The sequence below is a fragment of the Halomonas sp. SL1 genome, from assembly GCF_003030865.2.
Classification (GTDB): Bacteria; Pseudomonadota; Gammaproteobacteria; order Pseudomonadales; family Halomonadaceae; genus Halomonas; species Halomonas halophila.
Window position 1 is genome coordinate 1 of sequence record NZ_PYUQ02000027.1, and the last position, 19,489, is coordinate 19,489.

Sequence of the window (19,489 nt, forward strand, 5' to 3'; positions counted from 1 at the left end):
AGATGTGTATAAGAGACAGCCCCCCTGATGACGCCCCTGTTGCTGCTGCCCGCCGCCGGCCAGGCCGCCGAGCTCGCCCTCGAGCCGCTGACGGTCAGCGCATCGCGTCTCGAGCGTGAACTCTATGCCACGCCCGCCGCCGTGTCCGTGGTGGACGAGGAGCAGATCGCCCAGGGCCAGCCCCGCGAGCGCCTCAACGAGTCGCTGGCCACCGTGCCGGGGCTGTATCTCCAGAACCGTCACAACTTCGTCCAGGGCGAGCGGGTGTCGATCCGCGGCTTCGGCGCCCGCACGCCCTGGGGCGTGCGCGGCATCACGGTGCGCGTCGACGGCATTCCCTACACCCTGCCCGACGGCCAGGCCCAGCTCGATGCCATCGATCTGGACAGCGCCCGGCGCATCGAGGTCATCCGCGGCCCGGCGGCGGTGCAGTACGGCAACGCCGCAGGCGGCGTGATCGACGTCACCACCACCGACGGCGAGAGCGATCCGGGCACCAGGCTGCGCGTCGAGGGCGGCAGCGACGGCTATCGCAAGCTGAACCTCAGCAACGGCGGCGTCGAGGGCCCCTGGTCACATCACGTCAGCGTCTCGGCGCTGGGCATGGACGGCTATCGCGATCACAGCGAGGTCGAGAAGTACCAGCTCAACGCCAAGCTGCGCCGCGAGCTGGACGCCGACCGCTCGATCACCGCCATCGTCAACCTGCTCGACAATCCGCGCTCCGAGGATCCGGGCGGCCTGACCGCCGAGGCGGTCAGCGAGGACCGCAAAGGCACAATAACGGGCAGCAACTTTTATTCACCGACTCGTATCGATGCGGGACAGTCGGTCGACCAGCAGCTGCTCGGCCTGGAGTACGAGGACCTGGCCGCCGGCCCCGGCGAGCTGACCCTGCGCGGCTTCTACCTGAAGCGCGACTTCGAGCAGCAGCTGGCCTATGCCGGCGACAGCTTCGTCGCCTACGATCGCGACTACTACGGCGGCAGCGCCGAGTACCGCCAGTCGCTGACCGTCGGCGGCCTGCCGCTGAGCTACGTGACCGGCGTCGACGTGGCGCGACAGGAGGACGAACGCTATCGCGACGAGGTCACCATCGACGGCGACCATCAGGGCCGCGTCGCCGACGAGACCCAGACCGCCAGCTCGGTCGGCGTCTTCGCCCAGGGCGACCTGGACCTGACCGACCGCTGGACGGTGTCGCTCGGCACCCGCTTCGACCACACCAAGTTCGATATCGACGACGACTATCTCAGTGACGGCGACAACGGCGGCGATCGCAGCTTCGATCAGTGGAGCGGCAGCGCCGGGCTGAGCTATCGCTACCTGCCCGACCACCAGGCCTACCTCTCGACCGGCACCGCCTACGAGACGCCGACCTTCACCGAGTTCGCCAACCCGGCCCGCGTCGGCGGCTTCAACCCGGACATCGAGCCGCAGAAGGCTTGGAACCGCGAGATCGGCCTGCGCGGCAGCTTCGTCGACGCCGGCCTCGACTACGACGTGGCGCTGTTCTCGACCCGGGTGCGCGACTCGCTGATCGCCTACAAGGACGGCGGCCGCGACTTCTACCGCAACGCCGGCCGCAGCCGCCAGGATGGCCTGGAAGTGGCCCTGGGCTGGCAGTTCGCCGAGGACTGGCGCCTCGACAGCGCCCTGACCCTGGCGCGCTACGAGTTCCAGGACTACGTCAACGACAAAGGCGAAGACCTCGCCAACAACCGCATCCCGGGCCTGCCCGAGCGCACCTGGGTCAACCAGCTGACCTGGCAGGGCCTCGGCGAGCGCTTCGCCACCCTGGAGACCCGCTACGTGGGCTCGATGGTTGCCGACGACGAGAACAGGGTGAAGATCGACGACGTCTGGCTGGCCAACCTGCGTGCCGGCGACGGCTGGCGCCTCGGCGACGACACCCTGCTCAAGGCCTACGTGGGCGTGCAGAACCTGTTCGACCGCGAGTACTACGACAACATCGTCATCAACGACGAACGTGGCCGCCACTTCAACACGGCGCCGGACCGCAGCGTCTATGCCGGCGTGGAGCTGGCCTTCTAGGCCGCGTCTTCGCGCCTCTCCCGGGGCCGCCTCAAGGGGCGGCCCCGCGTCGTTTCCAGGAGCCTGCCCCGATGAATGACACCCCCATCCTGCATATCGCCGCCGCCCTGATCGAGGACGCCGAAGGCCGCCTGCTGCTGGTGCGCAAGCGCGGCACCGAGGCCTTCATGCAGGCCGGTGGCAAGATCGAGCCCGACGAGTCCCCCGCCGCGGCCCTGGTCCGGGAGCTCGAGGAGGAGCTCGGCCAGCCGCCGACCCGGTTCGAGCCGCTGGGCGAGTTCAGCGCCCCGGCCGCCAACGAGCCCGGCCACGGGCTGCACGCCCATCTGTTCCGCGCCGAGCTCGCGGGTCCGCTGCAGGCCGCCGCCGAGATCGCCGAGCTGCGCTGGGTGACGCCGGCCGAGGCCCTGGCGCTGCCGCTGGCGCCGCTGACCCGCGACGAGGTGCTGCCCCGCGCCGGCCTGGCCGAGGCCTGAGATGGAGCAGCCGATCGTCGGCTATCACCGCGACGACGAGGGCCACTGGGTCGCCGAGCTGGCCTGCGGCCACCATCAGCACGTCCGCCACCAGCCGCCCTGGGCCGAGCGCCCCTGGGTGACCACCGAGGCCGGCCGCCGCTCGCGGCTGGGCCTGCGGCTGCCCTGTGTGAAGTGCGACCGCGGCGAGCCGCCCGATGCCCCGGTCGATACTCCGCCCGAATCCCGCCGCTGAGCCGCCCGACGCGCCGGTGGCCGGCCCTGCCAACGGGGCCCTGCGTTAGGATAGAAAGGAAGCCGCTCCCACCAATCCGCCATCCAAGGAGCCCGACGTGGCCATCGCCCTGCTCTACAACGTCCTGATCTTCCTCGTTGCCGCGGTGCTGATCGTGCCGCTGGTCAAGCGGCTGGGGCTCGGCGAGGTGCTCGGCTATCTGGTCGCCGGCGTGGTGATCGGCCCCTCGGCGCTGGGCCTGGTGCCGGACGCCGACGCCGTGCTGCAGTTCTCTCAGGTCGGCATCGTGTTCCTGCTGTTCGTGATCGGCCTGGAACTCAAGCCGGCCCGCCTCAAGCTGATGCGCAAGGCGGTGTTCCACTTCGGCAGCCTGCAGGTGGCCGTCACCACGACGCTGCTGACTGGCCTGGCCCTGCTGGCGGGCCTCTCGCCCGCCGCAGCACTGGTGGTCGGCTTCAGCCTGGGGCTGTGCTCCACGCCGCTGGTGCTGCAGCTGCTCGGCGAGCGCGGCGAGCTGGGCAGCCGCCACGGCCGCTACGCCTTCGCCCTGCTGCTGTTCCAGGACATCGCCGCCATTCCGGTGCTGGCGGCCATTCCGCTGCTGGCCGGCGGCGCCTCCCTGGGCGGCGACTGGACCCACCTGCTGGCCGAGGTGCTGATCGCCGTCGGCGCCTTCGTCGGGCTGATCGTCGGCGGCCGCTACCTGCTGCGCCCGCTGTTCCGCTTCGCCGCCGGCACTCGCAGCCGCGAGGTATTCGCCGGCACGGCGCTGCTGGTGGTGATCGGCGCCGCCCTGCTAATGGAGCTGGCCGGGCTTTCCATGGCGCTCGGCGCCTTCATCGCCGGGGTGCTGCTGGCCGACTCCGAGTATCGCCACAGCATCGAGGCCGACATCGAGCCGTTCCGCGGCCTGCTGCTGGGGCTGTTCTTCATGGCAGTGGGCATGACCGCCCAGATCGGCCTGCTGGCCGAGAAGCCCGGCCTGGCGCTGGGCCTCGCCGCCGGCCTGCTGGCCGCCAAGTGGCTCGCCATGACCCTGTCCGCCCGGCTCTACCGTCGCGACTGGAAGACGGCGCTGAACCTCGGCGCGCTACTCTCCCAGGGCGGCGAGTTCGGCTTCGTGCTGCTCACCGCGGCGGGGGCCGCCGGCCTGCTCGACGCCTCGCTGGTCGGCCTGCTGGTGCTGGTGGTGTCGCTGTCCATGGCCGCCACGCCGGTGCTGTTCCTGCTCCACGCACGGCTGATCCGGCCGCTGCTGAAGGCCGACAGGCCGCGCCGCGACTACGACCGCCCGCCGCCCATCGGCCCGCAGATCATCATCGCCGGCTTCGGTCGCTTCGGGCAGATCATGGGCCGCATCCTGCAGGGGCTGAAGATTCCCTACACGGTGCTCGACAGCAACGCCGAGCGCGTCGACGTGGTGCGCCGCTACGGCAACGACATCTACTTCGGCGACGCCTCGCGCCTCGACCTGCTGGAGGCCGCCGGCGCCGACAAGGCCCGGGTGATGGTGGTGGCGATCGGCGACATCGAGACCTCGATGCGCATCGTCCAGCGGGTCAAGCGGCGCTTCCCGCACCTGCGCGTCTACGCCCGGGCCCGGGATCGCTACCACGCCCAGCTGCTGATGCGCGCCGAGGTCACCTACATCATCCGCGAGCTGCTGCCGGCGAGCCTGGAGCTGACCCGCGAGGTGCTGGTCGGCGTCGGCATCTCCCGCGAGCAGGCCAGTCACACCGTGGAGACCTTCCGCCCTCACGACGAGCGCGCCCTGAAACGCCAGCTGGAAGTGTTCGGCAACAAGCGCGAGCAGATCCAGACCATCCAGCAGGCCGCCCGCGAGCTCGAGGAGCTGTTCGAGGCCGACGAAGACATCGCCACCACCGCGCCCGAGCGTCCGCCGGAGCGGCGCGGCACAACGTGACAGGAGACCTCATGACCCATCACAAGGGCACCCCGGAGACCGGCCGCGACCTGCTGGCCGACGTCAGCCTGCCCGCCGCGGTGATCCAGCAGGCGCCGCTGGCCCACAACCTGGCCTGGATGCAGGCCTTCGCCGAGCGCCACGGCGCGCGGCTGGCGCCCCACGGCAAGACCACCATGACCCCGGCACTGTTTCGCCGCCAGCTCGAGGCCGGCGCCTGGGGCATCACGCTGGCCACCCTGCCCCAGTGCCGCGCCGCCTTCGCCGAGGGCGCCACGCGCCTGCTGCTGGCCAACCAGCTGGTCGGCCGCGCCAACATGGCGATCGCCGTCGCGCTGATGCGCGCCGGCGCCGAGCTCTACGTGACCGTGGACAGCCACGACAACGTGGCCGAGCTGGGCGAGGTCTTCGCCAACGCCGGCCTGACGCTGCCGGTGCTGATCGAGGTGGGCGTGGCGAGCGGACGCTGCGGCTGCCGAGACGACGAGCAGGTCGCGGAGCTGGCTCGGGACATCGCCGCGCGGCCGGGGCTGACGCTGGCCGGTCTGGAGGGCTACGAAGGCGTGGTCCACGGCGACGATCCGGCCGCGAGGGTTCGCGCCTATGGCGAGCGGCTGGTGGAGAACCTTCACCGGCTGGCGGACGAGGGGCTGTTCGGCGTCGCCTCGCCGATCGTCACCGCCTCGGGCTCGGCCTGGTACGACCTGATCGCCGAGACCTTCCGCGACGGCGGCCTCGAGGACCGCTTCACCCCGGTGCTGCGCCCGGGCTGCTACGTGGTGCACGACCACGGCCTCTACCGCGAGGCCCAGCGCGGCGTGCTGGCGCGCCGCCCGGACCTGCACGAGGGCCTGCGCCCGGCGCTCACGGTCTACGCCCAGGTGCAGTCGCTGCCGGAGCCGGGGCTCGCCATCGTGGCGCTCGGCAAGCGCGATATCGGCGGCGACCGCCTGTCCGAGCCGCTGGTGCGCTATCGGGAAGGCGGACGCGTCGAGGCGCCGCTGTCGGTGGCGGGCTGGGACGTCACCAGGCAGATGGATCAGCACACCTTCGTCGCCCTGCCGGAAGGCGCGGACGACGTGCGCGTAGGCGACGTGGTCGCCTTCGGCGCCTCCCACCCCTGCCTGACCTTCGACAAGTGGCGGCTGATCCACCTCGTCGATGACGGCCTGTCCGTGATCGATACCTGGGAGACGTGTTTCTAGGAGTGTCGGGTGTCAAAAGCCACGCTGCGCACCAGGGCGATGACCGGCATGCCGGGCTTGAGCCCCATCTCGTCGAGGGACTTGCGGGTCAGCCGCGCGCGCAGCAGCTGCTCGCCGAGCCTCTTCTCGCCGAGCCGCTTCTCACCGAGCCTCAGTCGCAGCTCCACGGCGGCCTGCCCCGGCTGCGACGGGCCGATCTCCTCGACCGTCGCGCGCAGCCGGTTGCGATAGCTGATGGCGCCGGGCTCGTCCAAGGCCAGCGCCACCTCGCGCACCGGGATGCGCAGCCGCAGCCGCGTGCCGGGCGCGGCGTCCACCGCGGGCAGTGTCAAAAGCTGGCCGTCGGCCAGGCGCAGCCGGCTGAGCGCATAGTGCGAGTCGTGTTCCTCCACCGTCGCCGTGACCAGGGTCGCGGCATCGAAGCCGCCCAGCCGCTCGGTGAGTTCGAAGCGCTGTAGCAGCGCCTCCAGCGGGCCGTCGGCGACCACCCGCCCCTGCTCGAGCAGCACCAGGTGGTCGGCGATGGCGGTCAGCTCGTCGGGGTCGTGGCTGACGTAGACGATGGGAATGTCGATGTCGCCGGCCAGCCGCGCGATGTAGTCCAAGAGCTCCCGCTTGCGGACGCCGTCGAGGCCGGTCAGCGGCTCGTCCATCAGCAGCAGCCGCGGCTCGCTGAGCAGCGCCCGGCCGATCGCCACCCGGCGGGCCTCGCCGCCGGATAGCGTCGCCGGGAAGCGCTCCAGCAGCGCGCCGATGCCGAGCAGCTCGACCACGGCGTCGAAGCGCTCGCGCCCGGCGCCGCGCATGCCGTAGGCGAGATTGCCGCGCACCCGGTAGTGGGGAAACAGCCGCGGCTCCTGGAACACCACGCCCAGATGGCGCCGGTGCGGCGGCAGCCGAACGCCACGCGCGGTATCCACCAGCGTCTCGTCGCCGAGGCGGATCGCCCCGCGGTGCGGCGCATCGAGCCCGGCGATCATCCTGAGCAGGCTGGTCTTGCCACTGCCGGAGGGGCCGAACAGCGCGGTCACACCGCTCGCAGGCAGCGCCAGCGACGCCGACAGCGAGAAGTCGCCGAGGCGCTGTTCGACGTCCAGGGTCAGCGCCGAGCGCGCGCCGGCGGCGCCGTCATGGGCGGCGGTCACATCTGACATGGCATCCTCTCCATTACCCATCGCGCTGGCGCAGCCGGCGCCGGGCCCGGCGCGCCAGCCACTCAGAGGCCACCAGCGAGACCATGGCGATGATCACCGACAGCGCGCACAGCCGCGCCGCCGCGCCTTCCTGACCGGGCGTCTGGATCAGCGTGTAGAGCGCCAGCGGCAGGGTGCGGGTCTCGCCGGGGATATTGGCGGCGAAGGTAATGGTGGCGCCGAACTCCGACAGCGCCCGGGCGAAGGCCAGCACGGTGCCGGTCAGCAGCCCCGGCAGCGCCAGCGGCAGGGTGATGGTGAACAGCACCCGCAGGCGGCCGGCGCCCAGGGTGCTGGCCGCCGCCTCCAGGTCCACGTCCACCGCCTCCAGCGACAGACGCACGGCGCGCACCAGCAGCGGGAAGGCCATCACCCCGCCGGCCACCGCCGCCCCCTGCCAGGTGAAGGGCAGGCTCACGGCGAACCACTCGTTCAGCCACTGGCCCAGCCAGCCCTGGCGACCCAGCGACAGCAGCAGCAGGTAGCCGACCACCACCGGCGGCAGCACCAGCGGCAGGTGCAGCACGCCGTCGAGCAGCGCCTTGCCGCGGAACTCGCGGCGCGCCATCAGCCACGCCAGGGCGATGCCCGGCACCAGGATCCAGGCCACCGCGGTGCCCGCCACGCGCAGGCTGATCAGGATGGCCTCGACCTCCACCGGCGACAGCATCGACTAGCCCTCGGCGCCGTCTTCGGCGGCCGGCTCGGCGCCGGCGGCTTCGAAACCGAAGCGGGTGAAGATGGCCCGGGCCTCGTCGCCGGCCAGCCAGGCGCGGAAGGCCTCGGCGGCGTCATCCGCCGGCGGGTCGATCAGCGCCACCGGGTAGCGGATCGCCGGATGGCTGTCGAGCGGGAACAGGCCCAGCTGGTGCACCCGGTCGCTGGCCATGGCGTCGGTGCGATAGACGATGCCCAGCGGCGCCTCGCCGCGCTCGACCAGCGCCAGGGCGGCGCGCACGTTGTCGGCCCGGGCCAGGCGCGGGGCCAGCGCGTCCCACTCGCCGAGGGACTCGAGCGCCTGCTTGGCGTAGATGCCGGCCGGCACATGATCGGGGTCGCCCACCGACAGTCGCTCGTCGTCGCCCAGCAGCGTGCTCAGCGACGTGCCCTGGCCGGGGGTGAAGGTCTCGGGTTGGTCGTCGGCGGCGATCAGCGACAGGCGGTTCTGCAGCAGGTCGGCCCGCTCGGCGAGTTCGATGCCCTGCTCGCCCAGCCAGTCCATCCACTGCTCGTTGGCGGAGAAGTAGAGGTCGGCCGGCGCGCCCCGGGCGACCTGGCGCGCCGCCGTGGACGAGGACGCATAGACCGGCACCACGTCGACATCATGGCCTTCCTCGTAGCGCGCGATGGCGCTGTCCAGGGCGTCGGTGAGCGAGGCGGCGGCGAAGATGCGCACCGTGGGTTCGGTACCGGGCTCGGCCTGGGCCGGCACGGCGGCGACGCCCAGCGCCAGGGCGAGGCCGGCGCCGAGGGCGCGCAGCGGATGACGAGCGATGAACCGCGGCATGGAAACTCCCGTTATGTCTGCATGGAAACAACGGCACATTAGCGTTCCATGAACGCCCGAGCAAGCGCGATCAGCTCGACGCCTCCGGCGCCTCCCCCGTCATCAGCTCGAGCAGCGCCCGGGCATCGTCACAGGCCTCGGGGGCGAGGCGACGCTCTAGCGCTCGATAGCGCGCCAGCAGCGCCTCGCCCAGCGGCGTGAGCTCGGCCCCGCCGCGAGCGCTGCCGCCGGTGCTGGTGGCGATCACCTCGCTCGGGAAGTGGCGATTCATGGTCTCGATCAGCTGCCAGGCCTTCTTGTAGCTCATGTTCAGCGCGCGGCTGGCCGCGGTGATCGAGCCCTCCCGGGCGATCGCCGCCAGCAGATCGATCTTGCCGGGCCCCAGCACCACGTCGCGGTCGGCGACCAGCCGCAGCTGGAAGGTGGGGCGGTCATGGCGGGTTCGGGTCATCGGCGTGTCCTCGTCGGCAAGGGGCAAGTTCTCGAAAGGCGCGGGCGCGGCTCAGGGCGCCGGGCACCACCAGTCGGGCAGCAGGGCCCGATTCTCGGCCCGGGCGAAGCGGTCGTCCATCAGCACCACCACGCCGCGATCCTCGGGGCCACGGATCACCCGGCCGGCGGCCTGCACCACCTTGATCATCCCGGGCACCCGGTAGGCGTAGTCGAAGCCGCGGCCGAAGCGTTCCTCGAGCCGCGCCTCCAGCGCCGCATGATAGGCGTCGAAGGGCGGCAGGCCGAGGCTCGCCACGACGGCGCCGACCAGCCGCTCGCCGGGCAGGTCGATGCCCTCGGCGAAGGCGCCGCCGAGCACCGCGAAGGCGATGCCGGTCTCGCCGGGCACGAAGCCGGCCAGGAAGGCCTCGCGCTCCTCTTCGGTCATGCCGCGCCGCTGGGCGCGCACCGGGATCTCGGGGCAGGCCTCGCGGAAGCGCGACAGCGCCGCCTCCAGGTAGGCGAAGCTGCTGAAGAACGCCAGGTAGTGGCCGGGGCGGCGGCGGTACTGGTCGGCCAGCTCGGCGACGATGGGGCCGAGCGAGGCCTCGCGGTCGCGCAGCCGGGTCGAGACGTCGCGGCGCAGCCGCACCTCGAGCTGCTCGGCGACGAAGGGCGCGGGCACGCTGCGGGTGACGGTATCGTCGGGCAGGCCCAGCAGGTCGCGATGATAGCCCGGCGGGCTCAGGGTCGCCGAGAACAGCACCGCGCAGCGGGCGGCGCGGAAGCGCGGCGCCAGGAAGTCCGCCGGCACCAGGTTGCGGATCGCGAGTCTAGCCCGGCCGCGGCCGTGGCGCTCGAGCTCGCACAGCGAATGCTCGCCGAAGGTCTCGGCGCGGCGGGCGAAGGCCAGCGCCTCGAACAGGAACTCCTGCAGCGCGACATCGCCCCCGGCGGGATGCTCGCCCAGGTAGTCGGTGATCGCCGCCACCGCCTGCTGCAGGGCGCCGAGCAGCCCGCCCGGCACCGCGTCCAGCGCCTGCCACTCGCGCTCCTCGGCCTCCCGCAGCAGCTCCTGCCAGCGCCGCGCGAGCCGCGACAGCGGCCTCGACAGCGCCGGCGGCGCGTCCTTGCGCAGCCGGTTGAGCCGGCGCTGGTCGAGCGCCGCGCTGTACATGCCCCGAGCCCGGTCGACCAGGTTGTGGGCCTCGTCCACCAGCACGCCGAGGCGCGAGCCGTCGGCCTGCATCAGGCCGTGGATCAGGGCGCCGTCGTCGAAGTAGTGATTGACGTCGCCGATGAGCACATCGGCCCAGCGGGCCAGCTCCTGGCCCAGGTAGTAGGGGCAGACGCCGTGCTCGAGGGCCAATGCGCGCAGCGAGGCACGGTCCCAGAAGCCGCGGGACACGGCGTCGCGGCGCGCCGCCGGCAGCCGATCGAAGAAGCCCTGGGCCAGCGGGCAGGATTCGCCGTGGCAGGCGCGATCGGGATGCTCGCAGGCCTTGTCGCGCGCCACCAGCTCGAGCACCCGCAGCGGCAGTCGCTCGGCCTCGCGGTCGGCGCCGAGATCCCTCAGGGCGTCCAGCGCCAGCCGCCGCCCCGGGGTCTTCATGGTCAGGAACGCCAGCCGGTCGAGGCCCTGGCGGGGCATGGCGGCGAGCAGCGGGTAGAGGGTACCGAGCGTCTTGCCGATGCCGGTGGGCGCCTCCGCCAGCAGGCAGCGGCCGGTGGCGGCGGCGCGGTAGGCGTCCTCGGCCAGGGTCCGCTGGCCGGGGCGGAAATCGCCGTGGGGGAAGGCCAGCGCGCCGAGGGCCGCGTCCCGCGCCGCGCGGTGTTCGGCCTCCTGGTCGGCCCAGGCCGTATAGGCCCGGGCGTGGGCCTCGAGCCGCGTCCACAGCTCGTCGGCACTCGCCTCGCGGGTGAGCACGGTCTCGCGGCCGGTGGCGATATCCAGGTAGACCAGCGCCAGGGTGATCGTCTCGAGCCCGCGCTCGGCGCACAGCAGCGCCCCGTAGGCCTCGGCCTGGGCCCAGTGCAGGGCGCGCTGGTTGGCGGCCATGCGCTCGAGGCTGCCGCGGTGGGTCTTGACCTCCTCCAGGCGGTTGGCCGCGGGGTCGACGCCGTCGGCGCGGCCGCTCACGGTCAGGCCGGCGACGTCGGCGGACAGCGCCACCTCGGCCTCAACTCCGTCGCCGCGCCGGCTCCGCACCCGGGCGTGGCCCTCGATCCCCTCCCGGGCGCTGGGCGCCGGGGTAAAGCGATGGTCCAGGTCGCCCTCGCGGGCGGTGAACTCGCACAGCGCCCGCACGGCGACGCGGCGCCCGGTCTGCTGCCCCGCTCCGCTCACGGCCTCGCTCATGCTCTTGTTCTCCGCCCCGCTCATGGCGTTTGCCAGCGCACGTGGCAGACCGCCACCGGGATGTCATGGGCATGAAAGAAGGCCAACCAACGGCGCTGGTTGTCCTGCAACCGGTCGCCGGGGCCCTTGACCTCGATCAGCCGATAGCCGGGTTCGTCAGGGGCAGCGTCCGGGAAGAACTGGATCAGATCGGGCAGCCCGGCGCGATTGGCCCGCGGATCGTCGAGCAGCCGCTCGAACAGGGCACGCAGGTGCGCCGGCGGGATGGCGGCCAGGGCGCGCTCGAGCAGCGCCTCATCGAGCGCCCCCCAGTGCACGAAGGGCGAGGCCAGGCCCCGCTTCTCACCGAAGCGCGTTCGCACGGTCTCGCGATGGCGGCCGTCGTCGAGCTCGGCCAGGCAGGCGTCGAACCGCGCGCGGCGCCGGGTCACGAAGTCCTCGCGGTTGAGATCGGCCGGTCCCGAATGGAAGGGATGGAAGAAGGCGCCGGGCAGCGGCGCGAAGATCGCCTCCCAGCACAGCAGGCCGAACAGCCCGGTAATCAAGGTGTTCTCCACAAAGTGCACCGGCGCCTCGGGCGTGGCCAGATACTCGGCCACGGCGCGCTCCACTCCGCCGGGTGACGGCGCCAGCACCAGATCGAGCCGCTCGGGCGCGGGCTCGATCTCACGCGCCGGCGCCGGCAGGCCCAGCTTGCGGCACAGCCGCGGGCGCAGGCGGGAAAGCGCCTGGCGTTCGGCCTCGTCCACCGGCTCGGCCGCCTCGATCAGGCGATGGGCCAGCGCGAACTCGCCGCGCCGCTCGAGCAGGCGCAGCCGGCGCACGCGCGCCTCGCCGAGGCCGGCGGCGGCGTAGCCGTCCAGCGCCGCCTCGGCCTCGCCCCTTCGCTCGGCCTCGCGGCCCAGCTTCAGCAGCAGCCGCGCCCGGCGGGTGGCCAGCCAGGCGTTGTCGGGCACGCCCGGCACCTCGGCGGCCAGCGCCACCGGGCATTCGCCGTCGTCCAGGCGCTCGCGCAGCCGGTGCAGGGCCAGGTAGGCGTCGACCTCGTCGCGGCGCTGGAAGGCGCGGGACTCCGGGCCGAAGGGCACGCTCTCGAAGCGCTGCAGGCCGAGCTCGGCGAGCACGAACTCCGCCCAGTCCTGGCGCAGGTTGCCGAAGAACATCAGCCGCAGCCGATCGCAGAGCGCCATCAGGGTGAAGCGCACCACGCGATCCGGCGCCGCCGGCCACCAGTCGCGAAGACGGCGCGGCTCGAGCCCGCGCTCAGCCATGGCCGCCTGCAGCGTGCCCTTGGCCACGTTTTTCGGCAGGCCGGCCGCGGCGATCTCGTCGGCGAAGGCGCGCCTGAGTTCGGCCAGGCGCAGCTGGCGGAACAGCTCGTCGAGGCCGAGCATCGGATCCGCATCGACCCAGCCGGCCTCGATCAGCGGGCCGAGGGCGGCCTCGGTATCGCCGATCTCGTCGTAGGCCAGGCGCGAGACGCGGAAGTGTTCGCCCTTGCGCATCACCATGCGCACCAGCAGCGCCCGGGAGGCCCGTGGCAGGGCCGGGAAGTCGGCGAGGAAGGCGCGCTCGGGCTCGGAGAGCAGATCCGCGTGGCGCGCGGCCACCCAGTCCAGCACGCACTGGAAGTTCGCCAGGTAGTAGAAGGGATCGTCCAGGGAGGCCGTGAGCGCGGCGGCGGAGGTGACGCTGTTCATGCTGGCCATGGTATCAGCCTCGTGCCGGCGGGTGAGCCCCGTCGGCGCTCAGCCCTTGCCCTTCTCGGGCACCCGCAGGGTCAGGGTGTCGCCGCGCATCTGCAGCTCGAAGCGGCCGAGGAAACTCATGCCCAGCAGCACCGTTCCGCCCTCGAGCCCGGGCACGACGGAGCCCGGCACATCGCGGGCGACGAGACCGCCCAGACGCACCTCCTCGAGGGTCGTCAGGTGGCCGCGCACCCGGCCGTTGGCGGTGGAGAAACTGGCCGCGGCGCGCCGCGGCAGGTCGAGGCGCTCGGCCAGATCCGCGGGCACGGCCACCTGAGTGGCGCCGGTGTCGAGCAGCATGGTCACCGGCTCGCCGTTGAGGCGCCCGGTGGCCACGAAGTGCCCGTTGGCGTTGCGCTCGAGCGTCAGCGGACCGCCGTCCAGCGACTCGGCGAGGTGGGCATTGGGGTTCTCCCGCGCCTCGAACCAGCCCTGGAACCACCAGGTGCCGAGCCCGATCAGCAGCGCCCAGAAGGCCAGCATCATGCCCAGCCCCGCACGCTTCACGCCACCGCCCTGCTCGCTCATTCATCGCCCTCCCGTCATCCGGCTCGCCCATCATGACACTGGACGCCCGCCGGCGCCCATGCTGGGATGAAGCCTTTCGTTCACCCTCAAGGAGCGATCATGAGCGACGCCTCTTTCTCCGACGATGCCCCCGCCTCCGACGCTGCTCGCGCTGCCGGCACCCTCGGCACCGACGCCCTCGAGGCCGGCACGATCTACCGGCTGTTCTCCGGCGCCATCGCCCCGCGCCCCATCGCCTGGGTCGCCACCGTCGACGCCGAGGGGCGCGCCAACCTGGCACCCTTCTCGTTCTTCAACGTGGCCAGCGTCAACCCGCCGGTGCTGGCCTTCTCGCCGCTGCTCAACGGCGAGGGCAAGGCCAAGGACACCCTCCACAACCTCGACGAAGTCGGCGAATGCGTGATCCACGTCGGCAGCGAGGCGCTGGCCGAGGCGCTCAATGCCACCAGCGCCAGCCTGCCCCGCGGCGAGGACGAGTTCGACCACGCCGGCCTGACCAAGGCGCCGATGGGCGAACTCAGGGTGCCGCGCATCGCCGAGTCGCCGATCGCCTTCGGCTGCCGGCTGCGCGAGGTGATCCGCTTCGGCGACAGCCCGCTGGCCGGCAATCTGGTGCTCGCCGAGGTGGTCGCGGTGCACGCCGCGCCCGAGGTCTGGGACGGCCGCCACGTCGACATCGAGACGCTGCGCCCGGTCGGCCGCATGGCCGGCTCGGACTATAGCCGCACCACCGACCTGTTCGCCCTCGAACGCCCCAAGTAGATTTTTGGCATCAAGCAGGCTCCCGAGGAAATCAGCTAAGCGTCGATTGACGTCGCGAGCGACGATAGGTTGGCTGCCGCCGGAGCACAGCCACCGGAATGTAGCCTGCTACATGAGGATGGCGCGCACCGCCGGCGGCCAAGATATCGAGCGCAGCAGTCAATCGGCCTTAGCGGCCGTTGCGGGCTTCCCACTCTCGTGCCGCCCGCATGCCTCTCTGCTGATCGACGAACAGGCAGATCAGGATGGCGACGATGAACAGTCCCGCACACAGCAGGATCGAGGCCTGCAGTCCGACCACCGACTGCAGCAGTCCCAGGGCGACGATGCCCACCACCCCGGCGAGCTTGTTGGCCAGGCCCCAGAAGCCGAAGAACTCGGCGGCCTTGCGGCTCGGCGAGAACAGCCCCACCAGGGCGCGGCTGGCGGACTGGCTCGAGCCCAGGCTGAGCCCCGCCAGGCAGCCGACCAGCAGGAACAGGTGCTGGGCCTGCCAGTCGAGTTCCAGTGCGGCGTTGAGCCAGGCGGTGAGCGTTGGCGTGGCCCAGATCGCCAGGATTGCCGCCACCCACAGCACCAGGGTGATCAGGTAGGTCACCCGGGTGCCAATGCGGTCCTGGATGGCGCCGAAGCCGATCGCCCCGGCGGCGGCGGTGATCTGCACGATGATGAACATGACATTGCGCACGGACTCGTCCCAGCCGATCACCTGGGCGCCGTAGATGAAGGCGAAGGCGATGATGATGTAGACCCCGGCCATGGAGAACAGCAGCGACACCAGGAAGATGGCCAGGTCGCGAAAGCGGCGCAGCTCGTGGAGGGTGGTCGAGACCCGCCGCCAGGCGATCGTGCGGTAGGACAGCCCGCTGTTCTGCGGCGTGCCGCGCTCCTTCACCCACAGGAAGGTGGGAATGGCGGTGACCAGGAAGAAGCCGGCGGCGAAGGGCCCGACCCAGCGGATGCGCTCGAAGTTCTCGGCGCTAGCCTCGCCCAGCACCACCAGGGTGAAGCCGGCGGCGAACAGCCCGCCGACGTAGCCCAGCGCCCAGCCGAAGCCCGAGATGCGGCCCAGCGACTCGGGCGGCCCGAGCCCCGGCAGGAAGGCGGCGATGAAGGACTCGCCCATGGAGTAGGCGTAGTTCGAGACCACGATCAGCACGAGCCCCAGCCACACGTAACCCGGGGCGACGAAATAGAGCAGCGCGGTGGCGACGATGGTGACCACGTAGCTGGCGAACAGGAAGCGCTTCTTCTCCGCCCGGTAGTCCATCACCGCGCCGCACAGCGGCCCAGTGATCACCACCAGCAGGTAGCTGATCGCCAGCGCCAGGCTCCACAGGAAGTTGGCCCAGCGATAGCCGTCGCCGCGGTCGCCGACGATCACCGTGGTGAACAGCTCGCCAAACACCACGGTGATGATCAGCAGGGTGTAGGCCTGGTTGGCGAAGTCGAACATCGCCCAGCCCAGGATCTCCTTGCGCGAGGCCCGGGGCGTCGCGGGCGCGTCGGCGGTGGTCACGCTCATGGCGGGGCATCCCTGTCGAGAAAGGGGCCAAGATAGCAGCCGCGCCTCTCGCCGACTATCGACGACGTCCCCCTACCCCGCTACACCAGATCCCGTGGAATCGTCTCGTCCCAGGTGCGGGCGAAGATGCGTGTCTCGCCTTCCCAGGCGTCCAGGGTGGCGCGCAGGCGGAAGTTGTCCGGGTCGCTGGTCATCAGCGTGCGGGTCAGGGTGCGCACCTCCCAGTCGCCGCGCTGGAAGGTGCGTTCCCATTCGGTCCAGCCGCTGACGCTGTCGTAGCTACCGTAGGAGTAACGGTAGCGCTCGGTGACCCGGCCGGCGATCTCCAGGTCGATGGCGTCGAGCCGGTAGCGGCCCTCGTCGTTGATCACCTCGAGGGTGGTCTGGTCGTTGGCCAGATCACGGATCACCCGCCAGCTCTCCTGGGTGGGCTGGATCAGGGTCTTGGCAATCGCCGGCGCGCCCTCCGGTTCGAGGAAGGCCGGCAGCGCCGCCTCCTCCTCGGGCTGCGGCGCGCGCACCGGCAGCACCAGGCGGCTGCGCCCGGGGCACAGCGTCAGGGTGACCGGCCGCGGCGCCGGCCAGGCCAGCGGCCAGTAGCTGGTGGACAGCGACAGGCGGATCGCGTGGCCGGCCGGGAACTGCTGGGCGATATGCTTGAGCGAGACCGTCACCCGGTAGCGCCGGCCGAGCTCCAGCGGCTCGGGATGTTCGTCGCTGTCGCGATGGGTCAGGTTCAAGAGGCCATAGGACACCCGAGTGGCCTTGTCGTCCTCGGCGACGTCGATCAGCCGCAGCGCCACCATGGCCACCGGCCGGTCGGCTTCGAGCTCCAGTTCGACCGTAGGCTGGCCGCAGATCTCGATCGCCTCCTCCAGCCGCGGCGTCTGGAACACCAGGCAGCCGCCATCCTCGTCGCGCTGGTCGTGGGGCAGGTCCGGCGGCGCGTTGTAGGAGCACCACTTGCCGGCGTAGAGCCCCACCGACAGCGACGAGCGCAGCGTCATCACCTCGTCGTCCTCCGCCGCATCCGGCGCCTCGGGCAGCAGGTCGTGGCCCACGCTCAGACGGAACGACGTCGGCACGATGCGCGGCGACGGCCAGCTCGGCTCGGCCACCCAGCGTCCCGGGCGCTCGGCGTAGCGCGCCGAGGGCGGCACCGACTCCTGCATCCACACCCGCAGCATCGGCTCGTCCATGATCCCGGTGTCACGGCCCTTGAGCCACTGGTCCCACCAGCGCAGCGATTCCTGCAAAAAGCCGATGGCCGGCCCCGGCACGCCGAGGTGCGGATACTTGTGCGACCAGGGGCCGACCAGCCCCTTGCGCGGCACCTCGAGCCCCGCCAGCAGGCGGAAGACGGCGTTGCAGTAGCCGTCGGCCCAGCCGCTGATGGCATACACCGGGCAGCGGATGGCGGCGAAGTCCTCGCACACCGAGCCGTGTTTCCAGTAGTCGTCGCGGCGCTGGTGCTCGAGCCACTGGGCCAGCCACAGGCCGCTGCCGTCGAGGCGCTCGAGCCACATCTCGCGCCAGCGATCGCCGACCAGCGCCGGATCCGGCGGGCAGGCGTTGCCGTCGAACATGGTCGAGGCCCAGGACAGGTTGTCGCCCAGCAGGCAGCCGCCCATGTGGTGGATGTCGTCGGCGTAGCGGTCGTCGGTGGAACACAGGGTGATCACCGCCTTGAGCGCCGGCGGCTGCAGGGCGGCGATCTGCAGGCCGTTGAAGCCGCCCCAGGAGATGCCGATCATGCCGACCTCGCCGCTGCACCAGGGCTGGGCGACCAGCCACTCGATGATCGCCACGCCGTCGGCCAGCTCCTCGGGCAGGTACTCGTCGGTGAGCACGCCGTCGGACTCGCCGGTGCCGCGGATGTCGACCCTCACCCCGGCATAGCCGTGGCCGGCCCAGTAGGGATGGCTCTGGACATCGCGGGCGGCGGTGAGGTCGCGCTTGCGATAGGGCAGATACTCGAGGATCGCCGGCACCGGATGGTCCTCGGCGTCCACCGGCCTCCAGATGCGGGCCGCCAGGCGCGTGCCGTCGGCCATGGGAATCCAGGTTTCCTCCTCCTGGACCCTGCGGGGAAAGTCCTCGACGATGCGCATCCTGCTGCCCTCCTTCTTCAGCCCACGATCTCATCGAACTCGAACACCAACCGCGCCGCCAGGCGCTCGTAGTGCTCCAGCAGCTGCTCGGCGCCGTCGGCGCCCATCCAGACATGCGCCAGCGCGAAGCTGTAGCTGTCCTGCTCCGGCAGCGTCGACAGCCGCTGGCCGGGCGCCACCTGCAGGTGGATCACCGTGCCCGGAAAATCCGCCTCCAGGGCAGCGATCTCTTCGTCGCTCGGCACCCTGACGGCCACGGCATCGACGAAGAACACCCGATAGAAGAACTTGGCCGCCACCGCGAACTCGCCCCGGCGATGGGGCATGCCGGGCCGCCGGCCCAGCGCCAGGTCGATGGCGACCTGCTGGTGACTGGCACCGTCGACCTTCTCGAACAGGTCGCAGTGCGACTGCGACAGCCGGGTGTTGATCTCGAGCAGCCAGATGCGGTCCTGCACCTCGTCCCAGAAGAACTCGATGTTGAACGCCGAGTTGTCGAAGCCGATGTGGCGCATCACCCGCTCGCTGAGCTCGCGCATGGTGGCCTGGACGGGATCGGGCAGCCCGGACGGATAGCGGTAGTGGAAGAAGCTCAGCACCTGGGGATAGCGCAGCGAGTCGACGATGCCGTAGCTGACCACCTCGCCCTCGAAGACGTAGCCCTCCACGGTGCACTGCCAGCCGCCGATGATCGCCTCGGCCATGCAGAAGTGGCCCTCCACGGCGGCGATCTCGTCCGGCAGCCGGGCCTGCTCGAGCACGGTGTTGAAGGGGTCGGCAATCAGGCCGATCTCGGCCCGGAGGCGCTCGATGGCATGCTGGAAGTCTTCCGGGGTATCGATGCGAAAGCCCAGCCGCGAGCCGGAGGACTTGATCGGCTTGACGAAGAACGGGAAGTGAAGCCCCGCCTCGCCGATGTGCGTCAGGGCCTCGTCGTCGAAGGGGTCGAAGGGGTCGAAGGCGGTGAAGGCCGGGATGTGCTCCGCAATGACCTCCTGCTGCACCCGCCGGCTCCAGTACTTGTGCTCGCACTTGAGTAGGCTCGAAAGCGTCGGCGAGCGGGTGCCGAAGCGCTCGCAGAGGATCGGCAGCATGGTCGAGACGGGGAAGTCCATGTAGCCGACGATGGCATCCACCGTGCCGTCGAAGGCCTCCAGCTGGGCGGTGGACTCCTCGAGCATGGCGGCGATGTCGAAGACCTCGGTGTCGTAGACCGCCTCGGGGGCGATGACGCCGTGGAAGCGGCAGTCCTCTGCCCCTTTCAGGCTCTCGAGCCGCTGACGGTTGAAGTCGTCCAGCCCGACCACGAAGACGTTGCGTACTGCGGTGTTCATGATCGCTCCCTGCCGCCCGTCGGCGGCGCCACGGGCCGATCCCGGGCGCCGTCACGGCGACGCGAACATTACTCCTGCAGCATAGTCCAGACGGA

Annotated in this window: 16 protein-coding genes; 6 read left to right on the forward strand and 10 right to left on the reverse strand. The window is 71.3% G+C overall.

Annotated elements, in window-relative coordinates; genetic code table 11:
- Window positions 1-27: 27 nt before the first annotated feature.
- From C9J49_RS15875 to C9J49_RS15895, 5 genes are all read left to right on the forward strand, one after another.
- Window positions 28-2,055: a TonB-dependent receptor gene (locus C9J49_RS15875; protein WP_111382315.1), complete on the forward strand. Its 2,028-nt coding sequence runs from the start codon at window positions 28-30 to the stop codon at window positions 2,053-2,055.
- Window positions 2,056-2,126: 71 nt separating this feature from the next.
- Window positions 2,127-2,531 (forward strand): NUDIX domain-containing protein, encoded by a 405-nt coding sequence (locus C9J49_RS15880; protein ID WP_107181399.1) that lies wholly within the window; start codon window positions 2,127-2,129, stop codon window positions 2,529-2,531.
- Window position 2,532: 1 nt separating this feature from the next.
- Complete coding sequence (locus C9J49_RS15885; protein ID WP_107181400.1) at window positions 2,533-2,766, forward strand: DUF3565 domain-containing protein; 234 nt, start codon at window positions 2,533-2,535, stop codon at window positions 2,764-2,766.
- Between the two features lie 97 nt (window positions 2,767-2,863).
- Window positions 2,864-4,690 carry a monovalent cation:proton antiporter-2 (CPA2) family protein gene (locus tag C9J49_RS15890; protein ID WP_107181401.1) on the forward strand — a complete coding sequence of 609 codons (1,827 nt, stop codon included), beginning with the start codon at window positions 2,864-2,866 and terminating at the stop codon, window positions 4,688-4,690.
- Between the two features lie 11 nt (window positions 4,691-4,701).
- Window positions 4,702-5,895, forward strand: coding sequence for an amino acid deaminase (locus C9J49_RS15895; RefSeq protein ID WP_107181402.1), 1,194 nt, complete (start codon window positions 4,702-4,704; stop codon window positions 5,893-5,895).
- Here the strand turns inward: C9J49_RS15895 and modC are convergent.
- From modC to C9J49_RS15930, 7 genes are all read right to left on the reverse strand, one after another.
- A complete protein-coding gene (modC, locus tag C9J49_RS15900) occupies window positions 5,892-7,049 on the reverse strand; it encodes a molybdenum ABC transporter ATP-binding protein (RefSeq protein ID WP_107181403.1) in 1,158 nt (385 codons plus the stop codon). The two genes, C9J49_RS15895 and modC, sit on opposite strands and share 4 nt — an antisense overlap.
- Before the next feature lie 13 nt (window positions 7,050-7,062).
- Window positions 7,063-7,758 (reverse strand): molybdate ABC transporter permease subunit, encoded by a 696-nt coding sequence (modB, locus tag C9J49_RS15905; protein ID WP_107181404.1) that lies wholly within the window; start codon window positions 7,756-7,758, stop codon window positions 7,063-7,065.
- A 3-nt stretch (window positions 7,759-7,761) separates the two neighbouring features.
- Window positions 7,762-8,595: a molybdate ABC transporter substrate-binding protein gene (gene modA / locus C9J49_RS15910; protein ID WP_107181405.1), complete on the reverse strand. Its 834-nt coding sequence runs from the start codon at window positions 8,593-8,595 to the stop codon at window positions 7,762-7,764.
- Window positions 8,596-8,665: 70 nt separating this feature from the next.
- Window positions 8,666-9,046, reverse strand: coding sequence for a winged helix-turn-helix domain-containing protein (locus tag C9J49_RS15915; protein WP_107181406.1), 381 nt, complete (start codon window positions 9,044-9,046; stop codon window positions 8,666-8,668).
- A 51-nt stretch (window positions 9,047-9,097) separates the two neighbouring features.
- Entirely contained in the window at window positions 9,098-11,386 is a 2,289-nt protein-coding gene (locus tag C9J49_RS15920) for an ATP-dependent DNA helicase (protein WP_107181407.1), read from the reverse strand.
- Window positions 11,387-11,406: 20 nt separating this feature from the next.
- Entirely contained in the window at window positions 11,407-13,086 is a 1,680-nt protein-coding gene (locus tag C9J49_RS15925) for a VRR-NUC domain-containing protein (RefSeq protein ID WP_181454309.1), read from the reverse strand.
- A gap of 48 nt (window positions 13,087-13,134) precedes the next feature.
- Window positions 13,135-13,662 carry a TIGR02281 family clan AA aspartic protease gene (locus C9J49_RS15930; protein WP_107181409.1) on the reverse strand — a complete coding sequence of 176 codons (528 nt, stop codon included), beginning with the start codon at window positions 13,660-13,662 and terminating at the stop codon, window positions 13,135-13,137.
- 99 nt (window positions 13,663-13,761) lie between these two features.
- Between C9J49_RS15930 and C9J49_RS15935 the strand changes: the two genes are divergently transcribed.
- On the forward strand, window positions 13,762-14,424 hold the full coding sequence (locus C9J49_RS15935; protein ID WP_237022341.1) for a flavin reductase family protein: 663 nt from the start codon (window positions 13,762-13,764) through the stop codon (window positions 14,422-14,424).
- 169 nt (window positions 14,425-14,593) lie between these two features.
- Here C9J49_RS15935 and C9J49_RS15940 read toward each other — a convergent pair whose 3' ends face one another.
- The 3 genes from C9J49_RS15940 to C9J49_RS15950 all read right to left on the reverse strand — a co-directional run bounded on the left by C9J49_RS15940 (window position 14,594) and on the right by C9J49_RS15950 (window position 19,394).
- Entirely contained in the window at window positions 14,594-15,949 is a 1,356-nt protein-coding gene (locus tag C9J49_RS15940) for an MFS transporter (protein ID WP_107181410.1), read from the reverse strand.
- A gap of 80 nt (window positions 15,950-16,029) precedes the next feature.
- Window positions 16,030-18,060 (reverse strand): CocE/NonD family hydrolase, encoded by a 2,031-nt coding sequence (locus tag C9J49_RS15945; RefSeq protein ID WP_107181411.1) that lies wholly within the window; start codon window positions 18,058-18,060, stop codon window positions 16,030-16,032.
- Between the two features lie 17 nt (window positions 18,061-18,077).
- Window positions 18,078-19,394, reverse strand: a complete 1,317-nt coding sequence (locus C9J49_RS15950) for an acetyl-CoA carboxylase biotin carboxylase subunit family protein (RefSeq protein ID WP_107181412.1) — start codon at window positions 19,392-19,394, stop codon at window positions 18,078-18,080.
- Between the last annotated feature and the right edge of the window lie 95 nt (window positions 19,395-19,489).